The sequence below is a fragment of the Streptomyces sp. NPDC001858 genome, from assembly GCF_053594615.1.
The window spans coordinates 1-20,358 of record NZ_JBSFEV010000023.1; the positions used below are offsets into that span (position 1 = coordinate 1).

Consider the following 20,358-nt stretch of genomic DNA (forward strand, 5'->3'; position numbering starts at 1 on the left):
ACGCCCGGTTACATTCCGAACCCGGAAGCTAAGCCTTACAGCGCCGATGGTACTGCAGGGGGGACCCTGTGGGAGAGTAGGACACCGCCGAACAATCATTCAAAAGGGTTGGACTCTGAACTTCGGTTCGGGGTCCAACCCTTTTTTGTTTGTGGTCACTTGAAGTTCATGTTCCGTCCGCAGCATCCACGGCATGAGTACTGCTGCAATGCTCAGAGCTGCCGGCGTCGGAATCGGTGACGAGGTCATCGTGCCGGCCTTCGGGAATGTGGAAGTCGCCGGAGCGATCGCCCTCGCCGGTGCGCTGCCGGTGTTCGCAGATGTCGACCCGGTAACCTACTGTCTGGATCCGGCCGCCGTCGAAGCGACCATAACTCCCCGTACCGTGGCCGTCGTTGTCGTTCATCGCTTCGGGCGGCCCGCGGATGTCCGGCGGTTGCACGAGGTGGGGCAGCGGCAGGGGTTGTTGGTGTTGGAGCAGGGGGAGTCCGAGGCGCCGTACGACGAGATCGCGCAGCGTCGGGAGCGGGCCGCTTATCTGGACGGGCGGTTGCGTGGTGTTCGGATGCCCGATGGCGGTGACGGGCATACGTATCAGCAGTACGTCGTGCGGGTGCCGGGGAACGGGCGGCCGGATCGGGATGCGTTCGCGCGGGCGTTGCGGGGGAGGCGAATCGACTGCCGGATTCCGGTGCGGACTCCGCTGCACCGGTTGCCCGAGTTCAGGCAGTGTGTGGCACTGCCGGCGACCGAGCTGGCCGCTGACGAGACGCTCGCGTTGCCGGTGGATGCCTCGTTGACGAAGCGGGACATGCAGCGGATCGTCTCGGCCTGTAATGCCCTCGGCGGACTGCTTCAGCCCGCCTTCTGAACGGGTTTGGGAACACCGGCCTGTTCGGGGTATGATCTATTCCGTTGCCGCGAGGGAAACCTCGAAAAGTGACTGGCCCCCTTAGCTCAGTCGGCAGAGCGTCTCCATGGTAAGGAGAAGGTCAACGGTTCGATTCCGTTAGGGGGCTCCACGAAGAAAGCCCCCGCCCTTTCGGGCGGGGGCTTTTCTCATGCCGTTCTTCTCATGCCACCCGCATGGCCAGGATCGCCATGTCGTCGGACGGGGCGTCGGATGCGAAGCGTTCCACCGCGCGCATGATGCGGGCCGCGACCGCGCCGGCCGTGAGGCCCGTGCAGGTGGTGAGGACGTCGGCGAGGCCGTCGTCGCCGAGCATGCGGGCGCCCTCGCGGCGCTCGGTGACGCCGTCCGTGACGCAGAGCAGGACGTCGCCCGGGTCGAGGGTGATCGTCTGCTCGTAGAGCTCCAGGTCCTCGATGACGCCGAGGAGGGGCTGGGGTTCGGCCGCGGGCTCGACCGTGCCGTCCTGGCGGAGGCGGAGGGGGAGCGGGTGGCCGGCGCAGACCACCTTCAGCTCGGCGCTGCCGTCCGCCTGGGGGCGCATCTCGCCGTAGAGGAGGGTCAGGAAGCGGCTGCGCGCGCCCTCGTCGAGGATGGCCGAGTTGAGGCGTTCCAGGACGGCCGGGCCGCTGAGGCCTTCTCTCGCCAGGAGGCGCAATGCGTGTCTGGCCAGGCCCGTCACTGCCGCCGCGTTCGGGCCGGTGCCGCAGACGTCGCCGATGGCGAAGCCGTAGACGCCGTCGCTGATGGGGAAGACGTCGTAGAAGTCGCCGCCGACCTCGTTGCCCTCGCCGGCCGCGCGGTAGATGACCTCGACCTCGACGCCGTCGATCTTGGGGGTCTCCGGGGGCAGCAGGCTGCGCTGGAGGGCCTGGCTGATGGCTGTCCGCTCGGAGTAGAGGCGGGCGTTGTCGAGGGCGAGGGCCGCTCGGCGGCTCAAGTCCTCGGCCAGTTCGAGGATTTCCTGGCGGAAGTGTTCGTCGGTGGGCTTACCGAGCGTCAGCATGCCGATGACGCGGTTGCGGGCGACCAGGGGGAGCACGACCGTCTCGCCGCCGACGGCGGACGCTGTGGCGAGGGTCGGGCCGATGCCCGAGGAGACCTGGTGGGTGGGGCCGCCGGTCAGGCCGAGGCTGCGCATGGAGCTGCGCAGGGCCGCGTCGTGGGCCGCCTCCGCGGGGGCCGCCCAGACGCGGGCGCCCGGGGTGGGGACCGGGTCCGGGGGTGCGATCTTCGACAGCAACGACTTGATGCCGTCGATGAGTTCCTCGTCCTCGTGCAGGACGTAGGAGAGGTACGGGTCGGAGGCCTGGTCGGCGATCGTGTAGACCGCGCACCAGGTGGCCAGCGTGGGGACCGTCATCTGGGCCATCAGGGCGAGGGTCTGGTCGCGGTCCAGGGTGCCGGCGAGGAGGTCGGAGGCCTCGACGAGGAAGCTCAGGGAGCCTCTGCGCAGGCGTTCCAGCTCGCCGAGGCGGGCCGACTCCACGGCCAGCGCGATGCGGTCGGCCGCGAACTGCAGGCGCAGGGCCTCCTCGTTGGAGTAGCGGCCGGGGGCCTCCGCCGCGACGCCGAGGGAGCCGGTGAGGCGGCCTTCGACCTTGAGCGGGACGGTGACGACCGAGCGCATGCCCGTGCCGTTCAGCAGCGGAACGGCGCCGGGGACGGCCAGGAGGTCCTCATGGACGGCCGGCATGCGGGCCGAGCCGTAGCGGCCGGGGCCCGCCTCCACGGGCACGCGCGCGAAGCGCTGGCGGGCGGAGGGCAGGCCGGTGGAGGCACGGACCTCCAACTCCGTCTCGTCGTCGGTCGCGAGGAGGAGGAAGGCGGAGTCGGCGTCGAGCATGTCGCGGGCGCGTTCCACCGTGCGCTGGAGGAGGCCGTCGAGGTCGTCCGGGGCCGGGGAGCCGATGAACACCTCGAAGGGGTCGGCGCTCTGGCCGTCGGAGCCGACGGGCGGGTCGGAGGCCGGGACGCGCAACGGGGTCTGCAGGACCGCGCGTTCGTGGTCGCGCACGAGCAGGCAGACGGTGGAGGGCTCGCCGCCGGTGTCGCGGACGCGCAGGTGGGAGGCGTACACGGGGGTGACACGGCCGTCGGCGCCGCGGATGCCGTAACTGCCCTCCCAGCGGGAGAGTTGGAGGGCCTCCACGATGCCGGTGCTGGTGCCGGGGGTGTGCGGCCAAGCCGCGATGTCGGTGAGGGGTTTGCCGGTGACCTGGTCGGCGGGGTGGCCGAAGAGTTCCTCGGCGTCCTCGTTCCACGCCGAGATGGCGCCCGCGCGGTCGATCTGGACGACCGCCACGCGTACCCGGCTGTCCGCGATCGGCAGGAGATCGGCCGGGAGGGACGGGCCGGCCGCGCGCGTGCCCACCGGGCGGTCGGGGAGGTCGAGTCGGAACCAGACCTGTTTGTGGGTGGGGGTGTACTCGACGCCCCAGCGGCCGGCGATGGCCGCGCACAGCTGGAGGCCGCGGCCGCCTTCGCGGTCCGGGCTGCCCATGGTGGCGAGGGAGCCCTGGAGGGGGATCTCGCGCTCGGGATAGCGGTCGGCGACCTCGATGCGCACGCCGTCGTCGCTGCGCAGACAAAGGACCTCGGCGTGGGTGCCCGCGTGGACGACCGCGTTGGTGACCAGTTCGCTGGTGAGGACCACGGCGTCGTCGACGATGTCGGCGAAGCCCCAGCCCTGGAGGGTGTCGCGGACGAAGGCGCGGGCGGTCGCCACCGATCGCCCCACGGGCTCGAAGCTGGCAGCCGCGCGCGCGGTGATCACTGAACTCCTCGGCCGGTCGTCTATGTGCAGGGCTCCCGGGCCGGTCTGGTCGCGCCGCTGCTGTGGTGCGCGCGTGCTTGAAGGCCGGGGGTCCGGGGTCTGTCCCCCCGGGATCAGTCCGGTGGTCATGTGTGCGGCCGCCCCTCCGATGCCCGCTCGTGCTCGTGCCACCGCCCAGGCCGGTCGGACCGGTGTGGCTGGACAGCCGCATGCAAGGTTACTTACCTTCCCGGTCCGTGCGGATGCCGGTCACCAAGTGTTTCCGCCGAGGGTGTGCGGACCATGTGCGAAGCTGCCGAACTGTTATGGCCTGGTTCCGCAAGGGTGAAACACTGGGCAAGCTTCTTGTGAAGGTCCGGGCAGACTGGGTGTCTTCTGAGTACAGGGGGCAGCAGCCTCCCGGGTCGGCCTGGTTTCATCAGGCGGAAAACCCGGCGGCGACAGGCACGGCGGGCAGCAGCACCCAGCACGGCAGCAGAACCCAGGCACAGCGGTAACGGTCGACCCCTGCGGGAGGGACAAGTGGAGTCTGGCGCAGCGACGCGGGGCACTAAGACGCGCGCGAAAGGCGGACAGTCCCCTAGCAGGCAGCGCTCACCACGCGGCGGGACGACCGTTGTGGACACAGCGGCCCTGGACCGGCTGCTGGTCGCTCTGGGCTCGATGCGGGACGGGAATTTCCGCCGACGGCTGACGGTGTCCGGCGACGGCGTGATGTCGGAGATCGCCGCCGTGTTCAACGAGGTGGCGGACCGTAATCTCCACCTCACGGGTGAGCTCTCGCGCGTACGTCGCATGGTCGGACGGGAGGGCAAGCTCACCGAGCGGCTGGAGACGGGCGCCTGCGAGGGGTCCTGGGCGACCGCGATCGACAACTCGAACGCGCTGGTCGACGACCTCGTACGGCCGGTGTCCGAGGTCGGGCGGGTGCTGTCGGCGGTGGCCGAGGGTGATCTGTCGCCGCGTATGGAGCTCAGGACGCACACGCCGGAGGGGACCGGGCATCCGCTGCGCGGGGAGTTCCTGAAGGTCGGGCGGACGGTCAACAACCTGGTCGACCAGTTGTCGACGTTCACCGACGAGGTCACGCGGGTGGCCAGTGAGGTGGGCACCGAGGGCAAGCTGGGCGGTCAGGCCCAGGTGCGCGGTATGTCGGGTTCGTGGAAGGACCTCACGGAGTCCGTCAACACGATGGCGTACCGGCTGACGGCGCAGGTGCGGGACATTGCGCTGGTGACGACGGCGGTGGCCAAGGGTGATCTGTCACGGAAGGTGACGGTTCACGTCGAGGGCGAGATGCTCGAGCTGAAGAACACCGTCAACACGATGGTGGACCAGCTCTCCGCGTTCTCGGTCGAGGTGACCCGGGTGGCCCGCGAGGTGGGCACCGAGGGCATCCTCGGCGGCCAGGCGCAGGTGTCCGGTGTGGACGGGGTGTGGAAAGAGCTCACCGATTCGGTGAACACCATGGCCGGGAACCTGACGGCCCAGGTGCGCGGGATCGCGGAGGTGACGACGGCGGTCGCCAACGGCGATCTGTCGCAGAAGGTGACGGTGTCGGCGCGCGGTGAGGTCGCGCAGCTCGCGGACACGATCAACCAGATGACCGAGACGCTGCGGACCTTCGCGGACGAGGTCACGCGCGTGGCCAACGAGGTGGGAGCCGCGGGGCAGCTGGGGGGCCAGGCGAACGTGCCGGGCGCGGCCGGTACCTGGAAGGACCTGACGGACTCCGTCAACACGGTGTTCCGCAATCTCACCACTCAGGTGCGGGACATTGCGGCCGTGACGACGGCCGTGGCCAGCGGTGATCTGTCGCAGAAGGTCACGGTGGACGTGGCCGGCGAGATGCTGGAGCTGAAGAACACCGTCAACGGGATGGTGGACCAGCTGTCGGCGTTCGGCGCCGAGGTCACCCGGGTGGCCCGGGAGATCGGGGTCGAGGGTGAGCTGGGCGGGCAGGCACAGGTGTCGGGCGCGGCCGGCACGTGGAAGGACCTGACGGACTCCGTCAACACGGCGTTCAGGAATCTCACCGGACAGGTGAGGAACATCGCGCAGGTCACCACGGCGGTGGCCAACGGTGACCTTTCGCAGAAGGTCACCGTGGACGTCTCCGGCGAGATGGCCCAGCTGAAGAACACCGTGAACACGATGGTGGACCAGCTGTCGTCGTTCGCCGATCAGGTGACCCGGATGGCGCGGGACGTGGGCACCGAGGGTCGGCTGGGCGGGCAGGCGCGCGTGGACGGCGTCTCGGGCACCTGGAAGGAGCTCACGGACTCCGTGAACTCCATGGCCGGGAACCTGACCTCGCAGGTGCGCAACATCGCGCAGGTGACCACGGCCGTCGCCCGGGGCGATCTCTCGCAGAAGATCGACGTCGACGCGCGCGGCGAGATCCTGGAGCTGAAGAACACCATCAACACGATGGTGGACCAGCTGTCGGCCTTCGCCGATCAGGTGACCCGGGTGGCCCGTGACGTGGGCACCGAGGGGCGGCTGGGCGGGCAGGCGCAGGTGCCCGGGGTGGCCGGTGTGTGGCGGGACCTGACGGACTCGGTGAACGGCATGGCGGGCAACCTGACCGCCCAGGTGCGCAACATCGCCCAGGTCGCCACCGCGGTGGCGAGGGGTGACCTCTCCCAGAAGATCACCGTGGACGCGCGCGGGGAGATCCTGGAGCTGAAGAACACCCTGAACACGATGGTGGACCAGCTGTCGTCGTTCGCCCAGGAGGTCACCCGGGTGGCCCGTGAGGTGGGTACGGAGGGGCAGCTCGGCGGGCAGGCCGAGGTGCAGGGGGTCTCCGGCACCTGGAAGGACCTCACGCAGTCCGTGAACTTCATGGCGAACAATCTGACCATCCAGGTGCGTCAGATCGCCGAGGTCACGACCGCGGTCGCCAAGGGCGATCTGTCGAAGAAGATCACCGTCGACGCCAAGGGCGAGATCCTCGAACTCGTCACGACCGTCAACACGATGGTGGATCAGCTGTCGTCGTTCGCCGAGCAGGTGACCCGGGTGGCCCGCGAGGTGGGCACCGAGGGCATTCTGGGAGGTCAGGCGCATGCGTCGGGTGTCACGGGCATCTGGAAGGACCTCACCGACAACGTCAACCTGATGGCCAAGAACCTGACCATGCAGGTGCGCAACATCTCCCAGGTCGCGGCGGCCGTCGCCAACGGCGACCTGACGCGGACGGTGACGATCGAGGCGCGCGGCGAGGTGCAGCAGCTCGCCGACACCTTCAACACCATGGTGAAGACGCTGAGTTCGTTCGCCGAGCAGGTCACCAAGGTGGCCCGTGAGGTGGGCACGGACGGCATCCTGGGCGGTCAGGCGCATGTGCCGGGTGTGGCGGGCACGTGGAAGGACCTCACCGACTCGGTGAACGGCATGGCGTCCAACCTGACCGGCCAGGTGCGCAACATCGCCATGGTCACGACGGCCATCGCCAAGGGCGACCTGACGAAGAAGATCGACATCGACGCGCGCGGGGAGATCCTCGAGCTGAAGACGACCATCAACACGATGGTCGACCAGCTGTCGTCGTTCGCCGAGGAGGTCACCCGGGTGGCCCGCGAGGTGGGCACCGAGGGTCAGCTCGGCGGTCAGGCACGCGTGCGTGACGTCGACGGCACCTGGCGCGACCTCACCGAGTCGGTGAACGAGATGGCCGGGAACCTGACCCGGCAGGTGCGCGCCATCGCGCGCGTGGCGACCGCGGTGACCCGCGGCGACCTGAACCTGAAGATCGACGTGGACGCGTCCGGGGAGATCCAGGAGCTCCAGGACTACATCAACAAGATGATCGCCAACCTGCGTGACACCACGATCGCCAACAAGGAGCAGGACTGGCTCAAGGGCAACCTCGCGCGCGTGTCCGCTCTGATGCAGGGCCGGCGCGACCTTCAGGACGTGGCCTCGCTCATCATGAGCGAACTGCCGCCCCTGGTGGCCGCGCAGCACGGCGCGTTCTTCCTGGCGATGCAGCCGGCCGACGGCGGCGGCGAACAGTACGAGCTGCGGATGCTGGGCTCGTACGGCTACTCGATGGGCTCCATGCCGACGTCGTTCCGGCCCGGTGAGGCGCTGGTGGGGACGGCCGCCGAGGAGAAGCGCACGATCCTCGTGGCGAACGCCCCGTCCGGCTATCTGAAGATCTCCTCGGGGCTCGGCGAAGCGCCGCCCGCGCAGGTGATCGTGCTGCCGGTGCTCTTCGAGGGCAAGGTGCTCGGGGTGATCGAGCTGGCGTCGTTCACGCCGTTCACGCAGATCCAGAAGGACTTCCTCAACCAGCTCGCGGAGATGATCGCGACCAGCGTCAACACGATCTCCGTCAACACCAAGACGGAGCAGCTGCTGAAGAACTCGCAGGAGCTGACCGAGCAACTGCGGGAGCGGTCGGCGGAGTTGGAGCAGCGGCAGAAGGCCCTGCAGGCGTCCAACGCCGAACTGGAGGAGAAGGCCGAGCTGCTGGCCCAGCAGAACCGTGACATCGAGGTGAAGAACACCGAGATCGAGGAGGCGCGCCAGGTCCTGGAGGAGCGCGCCGAGCAGCTCGCGGTGTCGATGCGCTACAAGAGCGAGTTCCTCGCCAACATGTCGCACGAGCTGCGCACTCCGCTCAACTCGCTGCTGATCCTGGCCAAGCTGCTCGCCGACAACGCGGAGGGCAACCTCTCGCCCAAGCAGGTCGAGTTCGCCGAGACGATCCACGGGGCCGGTTCCGACCTGCTCCAGCTGATCAACGACATCCTCGACCTGTCGAAGGTCGAGGCGGGCAAGATGGACGTCTCGCCGACGCGGATCGCGCTCGTCCAGCTGGTCGACTACGTGGAGGCCACGTTCCGTCCGCTGACGGCGGAGAAGGGCCTCGACCTGTCGGTGCGGGTGTCGCCGGAGCTGCCGGCCACGCTGCACACCGATGAGCAGCGGCTGCTGCAGGTGCTGCGCAACCTGCTGTCCAACGCGGTGAAGTTCACCGACTCCGGGTCGGTCGAGCTGGTCATCCGACCGGCCGGGGCGGAGGTGCCGGTGGCGATCCGGGAGCAGTTGCTGGAGGCCGGTTCGCTGACGGACGCGGATGCGCCGCTGATCGCGTTCTCGGTGACCGACACCGGCATCGGGATCGCGGCCAGCAAGATGCGGGTGATCTTCGAGGCGTTCAAGCAGGCGGACGGCACGACCAGCCGCAAGTACGGCGGCACGGGCCTCGGGCTGTCGATCTCGCGGGAGATCGCGCAGCTGCTCGGCGGTGAGATCCACGCGCAGAGCGAGCCGGGCCGCGGTTCGACGTTCACGCTGTATCTGCCGCTGCACCCGAGCGAGCTGCCCCCGCAGGGCTACCAGCAGGTGGTGCCCGCGCTGGAGGCCGGCGACCTGGTGGCCTCGGAGAACGGGGCGCGCGAGCTGTCGGAGCTGTCCGAGGCGGAGATCGCGATGCCGGCCGAGGTGAGGTCGTACCAGGACGCGCAGAACGGTCCGGCGGCCCTCTTCCGGCGTCGGCGCCGGCTGGTGAGCGGCGGCGAGCAGGTCGGACAGCCGGAGCAGTGGCCGGCCCGCGGGCAGCAGACGGAGGCGCACGCGCGCGTGGGCATCCGCTTCGGCGGCGAGAAGGTGCTGATCGTCGACGACGACATCCGCAATGTGTTCGCGCTGACCAGCGTCCTGGAGCAGCACGGCCTGTCGGTGCTGTACGCGGAGAACGGCCGGGAGGGCATCGAGGTCCTGGAGCAGCACGACGACGTGGCGGTCGTCCTGATGGACATCATGATGCCCGAGATGGACGGCTATGCGACGACGACGGCGATCCGGCGCATGCCGCAGTTCTCCGGGCTGCCGATCATCGCGCTGACGGCGAAGGCGATGAAGGGCGACCGGGAGAAGGCGATCGAGTCCGGCGCGTCCGACTATGTGACCAAGCCGGTCGACCCGGATCACCTGCTGTCCGTGATGCGGCAGTGGATGCGGGACGAGTGAGTGGGCCTGCGGCGTGAGGGGGACCGCGGCGTGACGGGAACCTTCGGGGTGCGCTCGGAGTTGCTGACTCTGGGTGGCCGCCGCCGTGTAGCGGGGCGGAATTCGGGGAACCTTCTGGTCTCCGCTTACGTTCCTGCTACGTGCACAGTGACATCACGGTGACAGGGTGTGGCGACGGTCGGGGTGCGGCTACCATGACCGGCACAAGGAAGGGCGGCGCAAAGGAGTCGTCCCCAGGGGCGGCGCCCGGTGCACTGCCGGGGCGAGGAGGGCGGGCCATGGTGCAGAAGGCCAAGATCCTCCTGGTCGATGACCGGCCGGAGAATCTGCTGGCGCTGGAGGCGATCCTCTCTGCGCTCGATCAGACGCTGGTTCGGGCATCGTCCGGGGAAGAGGCGCTCAAAGCACTGCTGACGGACGACTTCGCGGTCATTCTGCTGGACGTCCAGATGCCGGGAATGGATGGATTCGAGACGGCCGCGCACATCAAGCGGCGAGAGCGCACCAGGGACATCCCGATCATCTTCCTCACCGCGATCAACCACGGGCCGCACCACACTTTCCGCGGTTACGCGGCGGGTGCGGTGGACTACATCTCCAAGCCGTTCGACCCGTGGGTGCTGCGCGCGAAGGTTTCGGTGTTCGTCGAGCTGTACATGAAGAACTGTCAGCTGCGCGAACAGGCGGCGCTGCTGCGGCTGCAGTTGGAGGGCGGTGCCGGCAAGACCTCGGCGGGCGGCGGCGCCAAGGAGTCGCCCGGGCTGCTCGCGGAGCTCTCCGCGCGGCTTGCGGCGGTCGAGGAGCAGGCGGAGGCCCTGTCCAAGCAGTTGGACGACGAGTCGGCGGACGCGGCGGCGGTGGCCACCGCGGCGCATCTGGAGCGCAAACTGACCGGCCTGCGCAGGGCGCTGGACGCGCTGGAGCCGGGAACCGGCAGCGGCACGGCTTCGGTGCCGTCGCAGAACTAGCCGGCAGAAGTGGCTTGCAGAGGTGAGCTCGTAGAACCGGGCTTGCAGAGGTGAGCTTGCGGGCCGGAACTGACGCGTGTCATGCGAGGAGTTGTGCATGAGGACGCGTCAGTTCCGGGCCTCCGTCAGTTCCGGGCCGCTGCGAGAGCGACACGAACGGGTGAAGCAGTAGGCACACGTGTCCGTTGTGGCCTCCACCGGTAACCTCACACCCATGGCCTCACGTCCCTCCGCAGCCAAGAAGCAGCCCGCCAAGAAGGCGGCTGCTCCCGAGAAGGCTCCGGCGAAGAAGGCCGCTGCGAAAAAGGCCCCGGCGAAGAAGGCGCCCGCCAAGAAAGCCGCGGCCAAGAAGCCCGAGCCCGCGCCCGCCCCCAGCCCGACCGGGGGCATCTACCGGCTCGTGCGCGCCGTCTGGCTCGGCCTGGCGCACGGTGTGGGCGCCGTGTTCCGCGGCATAGGGAACGGCGCGAAGAACCTCGACCCGGCCCACCGCAAGGACGGCGTCGCCCTGCTGCTGTTCGGCGTCGCCCTGATCGTCGCCGCGGGTACCTGGGCCGACCTGCGCGGTCCCGTCGGCGACCTCGTCGAGATCCTGGTCACCGGCTCCTTCGGCCGGCTCGACCTGCTCGTGCCGATCCTGGTGGCGGTCATCGCCGTGCGCTTCATCCGGCACCCGGAGCAGCCCGACGCCAACGGCCGTATCGTGATCGGCCTGTCGGCGCTCGTGATCGGCGTCCTCGGCCAGGTCCACATCGCCTGTGGATCGCCCGCCCGCAGCGACGGCATGCAGGCGATAAGGGATTCCGGCGGCCTCATCGGCTGGGGCGCGGCGACCCCGCTGACGTACATGATGGGCGAGGTCCTCGCCGTACCGATGCTGGTGCTGCTCACGGTCTTCGGGCTGCTCGTCGTCACGGCGACCCCGGTCAACGCCATCCCGCAGCGGCTGCGTCAGCTCGGCGTGCGGCTGGGCGTGCTGCACGATCCGGCCGAGGACGAGTTCGACGGGTTCGACGACGGCGCGCGCTACGAAGAGCAGTGGCGCGAGGCGCTGCCCGGGCGCCCCCGCCGACGCTCGGGCGCCCCCCAGGAGTACGACCCCGACAGCGCCGAGCAGGAGGCGCTCTCCCGGCGGCGCGGACGCCCCCGGCGCTCCGCGGTGCCGCAGCCGGCCATGGACCGGCAGCTGGACGCGGTGGACATCGCCGCGGCCGCCGCGGCCGACCTCGACGGCGCCGTCCTGCACGGCATGCCGCCCTCGCCGATCGTCGCCGACCTCACCCAGGGCGTCGGGCTCGGCGACCGGGAGCCGACGACGCCGACGCCCGTCCCGGCGCCGGCCTCCCGCCCGAAGCAGGAGAAGCTCAAGGTCGGGGCGGTGCCCGATCTGACCAAGTCGGCCCCCGAGGAGATGCGCGAGCTGCCGCCGCGCGCGGAGCAGCTCCAGCTGTCCGGTGACATCACCTACGCGCTGCCCTCGCTCGACCTGCTGGAGCGCGGCGGACCCGGCAAGGCGCGCAGCGCGGCCAACGACGCCGTCGTCGCCTCGCTGACGAACGTCTTCACCGAGTTCAAGGTCGACGCCGCCGTCACCGGCTTCACCCGCGGGCCGACGGTCACCCGCTACGAGGTCGAGCTCGGCCCCGCCGTGAAGGTCGAGCGGATCACCGCGCTCGCGAAGAACATCGCGTACGCCGTCGCCAGCCCCGATGTGCGGATCATCAGTCCGATCCCGGGCAAGTCCGCGGTCGGCATCGAGATCCCGAACACCGACCGGGAGATGGTCAACCTCGGCGACGTGCTGCGGCTCGCCGAGTCCGCCGAGGACGACGACCCGATGCTGGTCGCCTTCGGCAAGGACGTCGAGGGCGGCTATGTCATGCACTCGCTGGCGAAGATGCCGCACATCCTGGTCGCCGGCGCCACCGGCTCCGGCAAGTCGTCCTGCATCAACTGCCTGATCACCTCGGTGATGATAAGGGCGACACCCGAAGACGTCCGGATGATCCTGGTCGACCCCAAGCGCGTCGAGCTGACCGCCTACGAGGGCATCCCGCACCTCATCACGCCGATCATCACCAACCCCAAGCGGGCCGCCGAGGCGCTCCAGTGGGTCGTGCGCGAGATGGACCTGCGCTACGACGACCTGGCCGCGTACGGCTACCGGCACATCGACGACTTCAACCGCGCGGTGCGCGAGGGGACCGCCAAGCCGCCCCTGGGCAGCGAGCGCGAGCTCCAGCCGTACCCGTATCTGCTGGTGATCGTCGACGAGCTCGCCGACCTGATGATGGTCGCGCCGCGCGACGTCGAGGACTCGATCGTGCGCATCACGCAGCTCGCGCGCGCGGCCGGCATCCACCTGGTGCTGGCCACCCAGCGCCCGTCGGTGGACGTCGTCACCGGTCTGATCAAGGCGAACGTGCCCTCCCGGCTCGCGTTCGCGACCTCCTCGCTCGCCGACTCGCGCGTCATCCTCGACCAGCCCGGCGCCGAGAAACTGATCGGCAAGGGCGACGGGCTGTTCCTGCCGATGGGCGCCAACAAGCCCACCCGTATGCAAGGCGCCTTCGTGACCGAGGCCGAGGTCGCGGCCGTCGTCCAGCACTGCAAGGACCAGATGGCGCCGGTCTTCCGGGAAGACGTCACCGTGGGCGCCAAGCAGAAGAAGGAGATCGACGAGGACATCGGCGACGACCTCGACCTGCTGTGCCAGGCGGCCGAACTGGTCGTCTCCACCCAGTTCGGGTCGACGTCCATGCTCCAGCGCAAGCTGCGGGTCGGCTTCGCCAAGGCCGGCCGCCTGATGGACCTCATGGAGTCGCGGAACATCGTCGGGCCCAGCGAGGGCTCCAAGGCGCGAGACGTCCTCGTGAAGCCGGACGAGTTGGACGGAGTGCTCGCGGTGATCCGAGGGGACTCCGCGGGGTAGACGTCAGGGAGAGAAGCGGCGATCGGCCGTGACTCACCCGTTAGAGAGAGATGGGCAACCGTTTCCCTTTGACGTACGTCCAGTTGAGCGAGAGGACAGGTGCGGCTCCCCGCCGGGGCCGTAACCGGCCCGTCATCGGCGTGTCCGGCCATACCGATGGCGTACAAAGTCGTACCGCCCGGTTGCCCCTCCCTTTGGCACCCCCCCTAGACTGAACTTCCAGCACAGGTGGCTACACGCTCGAAAGGCGCCCCCGTGTCCATCGGCAACTCCCCTGAAGACGAGCGTCCCTTCGAAGACCCGTCCGAGGAAGCCTCCTTCTCCATCGGTCGCGCCCTGCAGCAGGCGCGCATCGCGGCCGGGCTGACCGTCGACGACGTCAGCTCCGCCACCCGGGTCCGTATCGCCATCGTCCACGCCATCGAGGCGGACGACTTCGCCCCCTGCGGCGGAGACGTCTACGCGCGCGGGCACATCCGGACCCTGGCCAGGGCCGTCCACCTCGACCCCGTCCCGCTGATCGACCGGTACGACGCCACCCATGGCGGCCGTCCCGCACCCACCCCGGCTGCACCCATGTTCGAGGCGGAACGTATCCGCCCCGAGCGGCGTGGGCCGAACTGGACCGCGGCCATGGTCGCCGCGATCGTCGCCGTCGTCGGCTTCGTCGGCTTCACCGCCTTCAAGGGCGGCGAGGACGACGGCACGAAGCAACAGGTCGCCGAGGGCACCACACCGGCGGCCGGCAAGACCGCCTCGCCCACGCCGAAGACCGACAAGACCGTCGACGAGAAGCCCGAACCCTCCGACAGCGCCATCGCCGCGGCCCCCCAGGACAAGGTGACCGTCCAGGTCACCGCCCCCGACGGCCGCAGCTGGATCTCCGCCAAGGACCACAACGGCCGGCTGCTCTTCGACGGCCTGCTCAAGCAGGGCGACTCCAAGACCTTCCAGGACAGCGAGAAGATCAACCTCGTGCTCGGCGACGCCGGCGCGATCGATCTCTACGTCAACGGAAAGAAACTCGACGACGACTTCCAGCCCGGCGCGGTGGAGCGACTGACCTACACGAAGGGCGATCCGCAGGCCGGATGAGCCAGGCGGGCCTTCGGACGAACGGGGTTGGCGATCTTCGCCAACCCCGTCGACGTTCGGTGTCGGTGGGACAAAGTAGTCTTGAGCCCATGCCTGAACGCCGTACCGTCGCACTCGTCACCCTTGGCTGCGCCCGTAACGAGGTGGACTCGGAGGAGCTCGCAGGCCGTTTGGAGGCGGACGGCTGGCACCTCGTGGAGGACGCCGAGGACGCGGACGTCGCCGTCGTCAACACCTGCGGTTTCGTCGACGCCGCCAAGAAGGACTCCGTCGACGCCCTGCTGGAGGCGAACGACCTCAAGGGGCACGGCAGAACCCAGGCCGTCGTGGCGGTGGGCTGCATGGCCGAGCGATACGGCAAGGAGCTCGCCGAGGCGCTCCCCGAGGCCGACGGCGTGCTCGGCTTCGACGACTACGCCGACATCTCCGACCGCCTCCAGACCATCCTCAACGGCGGCATCCACGCCTCCCACACCCCGCGCGACCGGCGCAAGCTGCTGCCGATCAGCCCCGCCGAACGACAGTCGGCCACGGACGTGGCCCTGCCCGGGCACGGCGCGCCCACCGATCTGCCCGAGGGCCTGGCCCCGCAGTCCGGCCCGCGCGCGCCCCTGCGCCGGCGGCTGGACGGCGCCCCCGTCGCCTCGGTCAAGCTCGCCTCCGGCTGCGACCGGCGCTGCTCCTTCTGCGCCATCCCGTCCTTCCGCGGCTCCTTCATCTCACGCCGGCCGAGCGATGTGCTGAACGAGACGCGCTGGCTGGCCGAGCAGGGCGTCAAGGAGATCATGCTGGTCTCCGAGAACAACACCTCCTACGGCAAGGACCTCGGCGACATCCGGCTGCTGGAGTCGCTGCTGCCCGAGCTCGCCGCGGTCGACGGCCTGGAGCGGGTGCGCGTCAGCTACCTCCAGCCGGCCGAGATGCGGCCCGGTCTGATCGACGTGCTGACCTCCACGCCGAAGATCGCGCCCTACTTCGACCTCTCCTTCCAGCACTCCGCGCCCGGCGTGCTGCGCGCGATGCGCCGCTTCGGCGACACCGACCGCTTCCTGGAGCTGCTCGACACCATCCGGGGCAAGGCGCCCCAGGCGGGCGTGCGCTCCAACTTCATCGTCGGCTTCCCCGGCGAGTCCGAGGCCGACCTGGCCGAGCTGGAGCGCTTCCTCAACGGCGCGAGGCTGGACGCGATCGGCGTCTTCGGCTATTCCGACGAGGAGGGCACCGAGGCCGCGACCTACGCCGACAAGCTCGACGTGGACGTGGTGGCCGAGCGGCTCGCCCGGATTTCGCGGCTCGCCGAGGAACTCGTCTCGCAGCGGGCCGAGGAACGGGTGGGTGAGACCGTGCACGTGCTCGTGGAGTCGGTGGACGACGAGGGCGTGTACGGGCGCGGCGAGCACCAGGCGCCGGAGACGGACGGCCAGGTGCTGCTGACATCGGGCGCGGGTCTGAGCGTCGGCCGTATGGTCGAGGCGAAGGTGATCGGTACGGAGGGTGTCGACCTGGTGGCCGAGCCGCTGCAGAGTGCACTGCACGGTTCGCCGCAGGGTTCGCTGCAGGACTCGTCGCAGGGCTCGTCGCAGGGTTCGTTCGGGTGTAGTGAGGAGGCGGGCAGATGACGGGTGTTCCGGCATCGGCTGCGGGCGGCTCCTCGCCGGCATCGGCCGCGACGGCCGAGGAGAAGACCGTCACGGCGGCTTCGGACGGGTCAGCCGACGTCGGCGCGAGCGCCGATCCGCAGGGCGCCGGCCGGCCGCCGCGGGGCGCGAAGCTGGCGGCCGCCGCCGTCAACCAGGCGAGCGTCTGGAACATCGCCAACTTTCTGACGATGCTTCGGCTGATCCTGGTCCCCGGCTTCGTCGCGCTGATGCTGGCCGACGGCGGCTACGACCCGGCGTGGCGTTCGCTCGCCTGGGCGGCCTTCGCGATCGCCATGATCACCGACCTGTTCGACGGGCACCTGGCGCGGACCTACGACCTCGTCACCGACTTCGGGAAGATCGCCGACCCCATCGCCGACAAGGCGATCATGGGAGCGGCGCTGATCTGCCTCTCCTCGCTCGGCGACCTGCCGTGGTGGGTGACGATCGTGATCCTCGGCCGGGAACTCGGGATCACGCTGATGCGTTTCCTGGTCATCAGATACGGCGTCATCCCCGCGAGCCGGGGCGGCAAGCTCAAGACGCTCACCCAGGGCGTGGCGGTCGGGATGTACGTCCTGGCGCTGACGGGCTGGCTGGCCACGCTGCGGTGGTGGGTCATGGCCGCGGCGGTCGTCCTGACCGTGGTGACCGGGCTCGACTATGTGAGACAGGCCATTGTGCTGCGCAGGCAGGGAATCGCCGAGCGCAAGGCGGCGTCGGGGGAGACGGAAGCGTGAGTTCCACGGCCGCCGACGTGGTGCGACTACTCACGGTGAGCGGATCCACGCTTGCCGTGGCCGAGTCGCTGACCGGTGGCCTGGTCGCCGCGGAGATCACCTCGGTCCCCGGGGCGTCCAGGGTGTTCCGCGGGTCGGTCACCGCGTACGCCACCGAACTCAAGCATGAACTGCTCGGTGTCGACGCCGCTCTGCTGGCGGCCCGCGGCGCGGTGGACGCGCAGGTCGCGGCCCAGATGGCGGCCGGCGTACGCAAGGCACTCGGCGCCGACTGGGGCGTCGCGACCACCGGCGTCGCCGGTCCCGACCCACAGGACGGACAGCCCGTCGGCACGGTTTTCGTGGCCGTGGACGGGCCGTTCGGGGCGGATTCCGGTTCCGCCGCTGGCGGAAAAGTGGAGGCCCTGCGGTTGAACGGCGACCGGGCGGAAATTCGTAGAGAGAGTGTACGGAGCGTACTCGCACTGCTCCTGACAGAGCTTGCGGGCGAACAGACCGGGAATGAGCGGGCACAGGATACGGAACAGAACGGGGGGTTTTGATGTTTGCAGCCCTGAGTGAACACGACATCGCTCCCCGCACGGCCGCAGCGCAAGGCGGTACGGTGGGGCGTGAAGGATGCGGCTACGCGGTCCGAGGAGGGAGCCACCGATGATTCTGCTCCGTCGCCTGTTGGGTGACGTGCTGCGTCGGCAGCGCCAGCGCCAGGGCCGTACTCTGCGCGAAGTCTCCTCGTCCGCCCGAGTCTCACTCGGCTATCTCTCCGAGGTGGAGCGGGGGCAGAAGGAGGCATCCTCCGAGCTGCTCTCCGCCATCTGCGACGCGCTGGACGTACGGATGTCCGAGCTCATGCGGGAAGTGAGCGACGAGCTCGCCCTCGCCGAGCTGGCCCAGTCTGCTGCCGCCACCCCCAGCGAGCCTGTGCCCGCGTCGGTCCGTCCGATGCTGGGTTCCGTGTCGGTGACCGGTGTGCCACCGGAGCGGGTGACCATCAAGGCGCCCGCCGAGGCGGTGGACGTGGTCGCGGCGTAGGCATATGCAGCACGAGGCACGTGTGTAGACGCGCGTGCAGGATTGTGTGAGGCCCCGGCCGGGGCTTCTCCGGGGAGACCCGGGGAAGGTGCGGCCGGGGTTTTTCGCGTCCTCGGCCCGTCGTCCGTTTGCCGGTGCCGGGCGCCGCGGTCATCGTGGAGGGGCACGGGCACCGCGGGGGCTGCCCACCACCCGGGGGTACGGAGGTACGGATGTACGTCGTGAAGAGTCCCCTGTCCGAGGCCGATCTGAAGACCGTCTCCGGGGCGTTGCAAGGCGCGCTCGTCGATCTGATCGACCTGTCGCTCGTCGCCAAGCAGATCCACTGGAACGTCGTCGGGCCCCGCTTCCGGTCCGTGCACCTCCAGCTCGACGAGGTCGTGGACGTCGCCCGCACGCACTCCGACACCGTCGCGGAGCGCGCCTCGGCGCTGGGCGTCTCGCCGGACGGGCGGGCGGCGTCGGTGGCGGCCGGCAGCGGGATCGGTGCGGTGTCCGAGGGATGGATCAAGGACTCCAGAGCGGTCGGGACGCTGGTCGACGCTCTGGGCGCTGTGATCACCCGGATGAGGGAACGGGTGGCTGCCACGGGTGACGCCGATCCCGTGAGCCAGGACATCTTCATCGGGATCACCGCCGACCTGGAGAAACATCACTGGATGTTCCAGGCGGAGAACGTGTGAGGGTCCCTGCGGTGCGTGCGGTGTGTGCGGTGCGTGCGCAGGGCGGCGGGCATGGGGTGGGAGCGGGAGGCTGCGGGAGGCGCTCGGGTCGGGTGATGCGCCGGTGTGCCACCCGTGCGCCCTGCCGGGAGTGAGGGTGGGCGCTTAGCGTCGTCCTCTTCGGAGGTGTGCGGTCCGCAGATGTGCGGGCTTTTCTGATGTCGTGGAGGGACTCCGCGTGAGGCTCGGGCTGGAGGTGACGGCCGTGGCGGGACGAATAGTGGGGCGGGGGGTCGTACTCGGGCTCGGCCTGGGGCTCGGCGCGGTGTGGTGGTGGGCCGTGGTGCGGATCGCCGTGCTGCCCGACGCGGGGGCGCTGGAGGGCGCCGTCGCCGCCGGAGGGTGGGGGCTGAGCCTGTTGCCGGTGCACTGCGTGGCGAAGGCGCGGGCCGTGGGCGCGGTGGGGGACGGGCGGTGGAGGGCTGCTTGGCGGGGGTCGGGGCAGGGGTCGGGGATGGGGCAGGGGCAGGAGCGGGGGGATGACGGAGAGGGGGGTCGGGCGGTGGGGAGTGACTGCGGGGGTGGTGGGAGTGCGGGTGCGGAGGGTGATGGGGGTGTCGGGGAGACGGTGCGTTAGGTGGCTGGGGGCGTGGGCTGGGGAGTGGGGCGTGGGCGTGGGCTGGGGGTAGGGCCGCGATGGCGGTTGTGACGCTTGGGGGGGCTGAGGGTGGGCTGGTGGCGGGCTGGGGGTGTCGTGGGGAGGGGCTCGGCAAGGATGTTCGTAAGGGCGTCCGTGAAGGGGGCCGGGGTTACCAGGGCATCGCTACGCCGCCGTTCGGGCGGAGGATCTGGCCTGTTGTGAACGCGGACGCGTCCGAGGCCAGGTGGAGGACGGCGTGGGCGATGTCCTCCGGTTCGCCGACCCGGCCCAGCGGTGACATGCGGGACATGACCGCCTCGGTGCGGGCCTGTGCGGCGGTGTCGTGACGGTCGGTCATGGGGGTGCGGATCCAGCCCGGCGCGACCGCGTTGACGCGGATGCCGTGGCGGCCGACCTCCGTCGCCAGAGTCTTCGTCAACTGGACGACGGCTGCCTTGGCGACGCCGTAGCAGAGCAGGCCGGGGCCCCCGGTGTCCACGGCGCCCGAGGCCATGGTGACGATGCTGCCGCCGGTCTCGCGCGCCAGCATCAGCCGGGCCGCCTCCTGGCAGGCGTACAGCACGCCCTTGAAGTTGACGGCGAAGACCCGGTCCAGGTCCTCGTCCCGGGTCTCCAGGACCGGGCTGCTGTGCATGATCCCGGCGACCGCCGCCATGACGTCCAGCCGTTCGCAGGATTCCACGGCCTGCCGGACCTGGACGCGGTCGGTGACGTCGAGGTGGTGGGTGCGGGCGGTTCCGCCCTGGTCCTTGATCAGCGTCGCCGTCTCGTGCAGGCCCTGGGCGTCGAGGTCCGCGCCGTGCACGGTGGCGCCTGCCTGGGCGAGCAGTACGGCGCAGGCGCGGCCGATTCCGCTCGCTGCGCCGGTGACGAATGCGGTGCGTCCGGTGAGGTCGTACGCCTTCACGGCCATGTAGGGACGGTACGAGGGTTTCTGACGGTCCGTCAATTGTGGTG

The 20,358-nt window shown here is 69.8% G+C and carries 12 protein-coding genes, 1 tRNA gene and 1 rRNA gene; 12 read left to right on the forward strand and 2 right to left on the reverse strand.

Annotated elements, in window-relative coordinates:
* From rrf to ACWCPF_RS27950, 3 genes are all read left to right on the forward strand, one after another.
* Window positions 1-93: ribosomal RNA gene (gene rrf, locus ACWCPF_RS27940) — 5S ribosomal RNA — on the forward strand; the annotation flags it as partial.
* Between the two features lie 115 nt (window positions 94-208).
* A complete protein-coding gene (locus ACWCPF_RS27945) occupies window positions 209-871 on the forward strand; it encodes a DegT/DnrJ/EryC1/StrS family aminotransferase (protein ID WP_451047972.1) in 663 nt (220 codons plus the stop codon).
* A gap of 75 nt (window positions 872-946) precedes the next feature.
* A tRNA-Thr gene (locus tag ACWCPF_RS27950) sits at window positions 947-1,022 on the forward strand.
* A gap of 51 nt (window positions 1,023-1,073) precedes the next feature.
* On the opposite strand, the gene ACWCPF_RS27955 is transcribed toward ACWCPF_RS27950, so the two are convergent.
* Window positions 1,074-3,815 carry a SpoIIE family protein phosphatase gene (locus tag ACWCPF_RS27955; protein WP_451047867.1) on the reverse strand — a complete coding sequence of 914 codons (2,742 nt, stop codon included), beginning with the start codon at window positions 3,813-3,815 and terminating at the stop codon, window positions 1,074-1,076.
* 393 nt (window positions 3,816-4,208) lie between these two features.
* Here ACWCPF_RS27955 and ACWCPF_RS27960 point away from each other — a divergent pair, with 393 nt between their 5' ends.
* The 9 genes from ACWCPF_RS27960 to ACWCPF_RS28000 all read left to right on the forward strand — a co-directional run bounded on the left by ACWCPF_RS27960 (window position 4,209) and on the right by ACWCPF_RS28000 (window position 18,761).
* Window positions 4,209-9,671 carry a HAMP domain-containing protein gene (locus ACWCPF_RS27960; protein ID WP_451047868.1) on the forward strand — a complete coding sequence of 1,821 codons (5,463 nt, stop codon included), beginning with the start codon at window positions 4,209-4,211 and terminating at the stop codon, window positions 9,669-9,671.
* A gap of 278 nt (window positions 9,672-9,949) precedes the next feature.
* Window positions 9,950-10,639, forward strand: a complete 690-nt coding sequence (locus ACWCPF_RS27965; RefSeq protein WP_451047869.1) for a response regulator — start codon at window positions 9,950-9,952, stop codon at window positions 10,637-10,639.
* A 214-nt stretch (window positions 10,640-10,853) separates the two neighbouring features.
* Complete coding sequence (locus ACWCPF_RS27970; RefSeq protein ID WP_451047870.1) at window positions 10,854-13,571, forward strand: DNA translocase FtsK; 2,718 nt, start codon at window positions 10,854-10,856, stop codon at window positions 13,569-13,571.
* 255 nt (window positions 13,572-13,826) lie between these two features.
* Window positions 13,827-14,666, forward strand: a complete 840-nt coding sequence (locus ACWCPF_RS27975; protein ID WP_451047871.1) for a helix-turn-helix domain-containing protein — start codon at window positions 13,827-13,829, stop codon at window positions 14,664-14,666.
* An 89-nt stretch (window positions 14,667-14,755) separates the two neighbouring features.
* Window positions 14,756-16,285 (forward strand): 30S ribosomal protein S12 methylthiotransferase RimO, encoded by a 1,530-nt coding sequence (gene rimO, locus ACWCPF_RS27980; RefSeq protein ID WP_451047872.1) that lies wholly within the window; start codon window positions 14,756-14,758, stop codon window positions 16,283-16,285.
* Window positions 16,282-17,046 carry a CDP-diacylglycerol--glycerol-3-phosphate 3-phosphatidyltransferase gene (gene pgsA, locus ACWCPF_RS27985; protein ID WP_451047873.1) on the forward strand — a complete coding sequence of 255 codons (765 nt, stop codon included), beginning with the start codon at window positions 16,282-16,284 and terminating at the stop codon, window positions 17,044-17,046. The genes rimO and pgsA overlap by 4 nt, the downstream gene beginning before the upstream one ends.
* Window positions 17,043-17,588 carry a CinA family protein gene (locus ACWCPF_RS27990; RefSeq protein WP_451047874.1) on the forward strand — a complete coding sequence of 182 codons (546 nt, stop codon included), beginning with the start codon at window positions 17,043-17,045 and terminating at the stop codon, window positions 17,586-17,588. The genes pgsA and ACWCPF_RS27990 overlap by 4 nt, the downstream gene beginning before the upstream one ends.
* 109 nt (window positions 17,589-17,697) lie before the next feature.
* On the forward strand, window positions 17,698-18,078 hold the full coding sequence (locus ACWCPF_RS27995) for a helix-turn-helix domain-containing protein (RefSeq protein ID WP_062650917.1): 381 nt from the start codon (window positions 17,698-17,700) through the stop codon (window positions 18,076-18,078).
* Window positions 18,079-18,290: 212 nt separating this feature from the next.
* Window positions 18,291-18,761 carry a Dps family protein gene (locus ACWCPF_RS28000; RefSeq protein WP_451047875.1) on the forward strand — a complete coding sequence of 157 codons (471 nt, stop codon included), beginning with the start codon at window positions 18,291-18,293 and terminating at the stop codon, window positions 18,759-18,761.
* 788 nt (window positions 18,762-19,549) lie between these two features.
* On the opposite strand, the gene ACWCPF_RS28005 is transcribed toward ACWCPF_RS28000, so the two are convergent.
* The gene (locus ACWCPF_RS28005; RefSeq protein WP_451047876.1) at window positions 19,550-20,314 is read right to left on the reverse strand and encodes an SDR family NAD(P)-dependent oxidoreductase; all 765 of its coding nucleotides are present in this window, start codon (window positions 20,312-20,314) and stop codon (window positions 19,550-19,552) included.
* Window positions 20,315-20,358: the final 44 nt, after the last annotated feature.

Excerpts from the sequence above, each read along its gene's own strand:
- ACWCPF_RS27945 (WP_451047972.1), top strand. The coding sequence starts at position 209 with ATGCTCAGAGCTGCCGGCGTCGGAATCGGTGACGAGGTCATCGTGCCG.
- ACWCPF_RS27955 (WP_451047867.1), bottom strand. The coding sequence starts at position 3,815 with ATGACCACCGGACTGATCCCGGGGGGACAGACCCCGGACCCCCGGCCT.
- ACWCPF_RS27965 (WP_451047869.1), top strand. The coding sequence starts at position 9,950 with ATGGTGCAGAAGGCCAAGATCCTCCTGGTCGATGACCGGCCGGAGAAT.
- ACWCPF_RS27970 (WP_451047870.1), top strand. The coding sequence starts at position 10,854 with ATGGCCTCACGTCCCTCCGCAGCCAAGAAGCAGCCCGCCAAGAAGGCG.
- rimO (WP_451047872.1), top strand. The coding sequence starts at position 14,756 with ATGCCTGAACGCCGTACCGTCGCACTCGTCACCCTTGGCTGCGCCCGT.
- pgsA (WP_451047873.1), top strand. The coding sequence starts at position 16,282 with ATGACGGGTGTTCCGGCATCGGCTGCGGGCGGCTCCTCGCCGGCATCG.
- ACWCPF_RS27995 (WP_062650917.1), top strand. The coding sequence starts at position 17,698 with ATGATTCTGCTCCGTCGCCTGTTGGGTGACGTGCTGCGTCGGCAGCGC.
- ACWCPF_RS28000 (WP_451047875.1), top strand. The coding sequence starts at position 18,291 with ATGTACGTCGTGAAGAGTCCCCTGTCCGAGGCCGATCTGAAGACCGTC.
- ACWCPF_RS28005 (WP_451047876.1), bottom strand. The coding sequence starts at position 20,314 with ATGGCCGTGAAGGCGTACGACCTCACCGGACGCACCGCATTCGTCACC.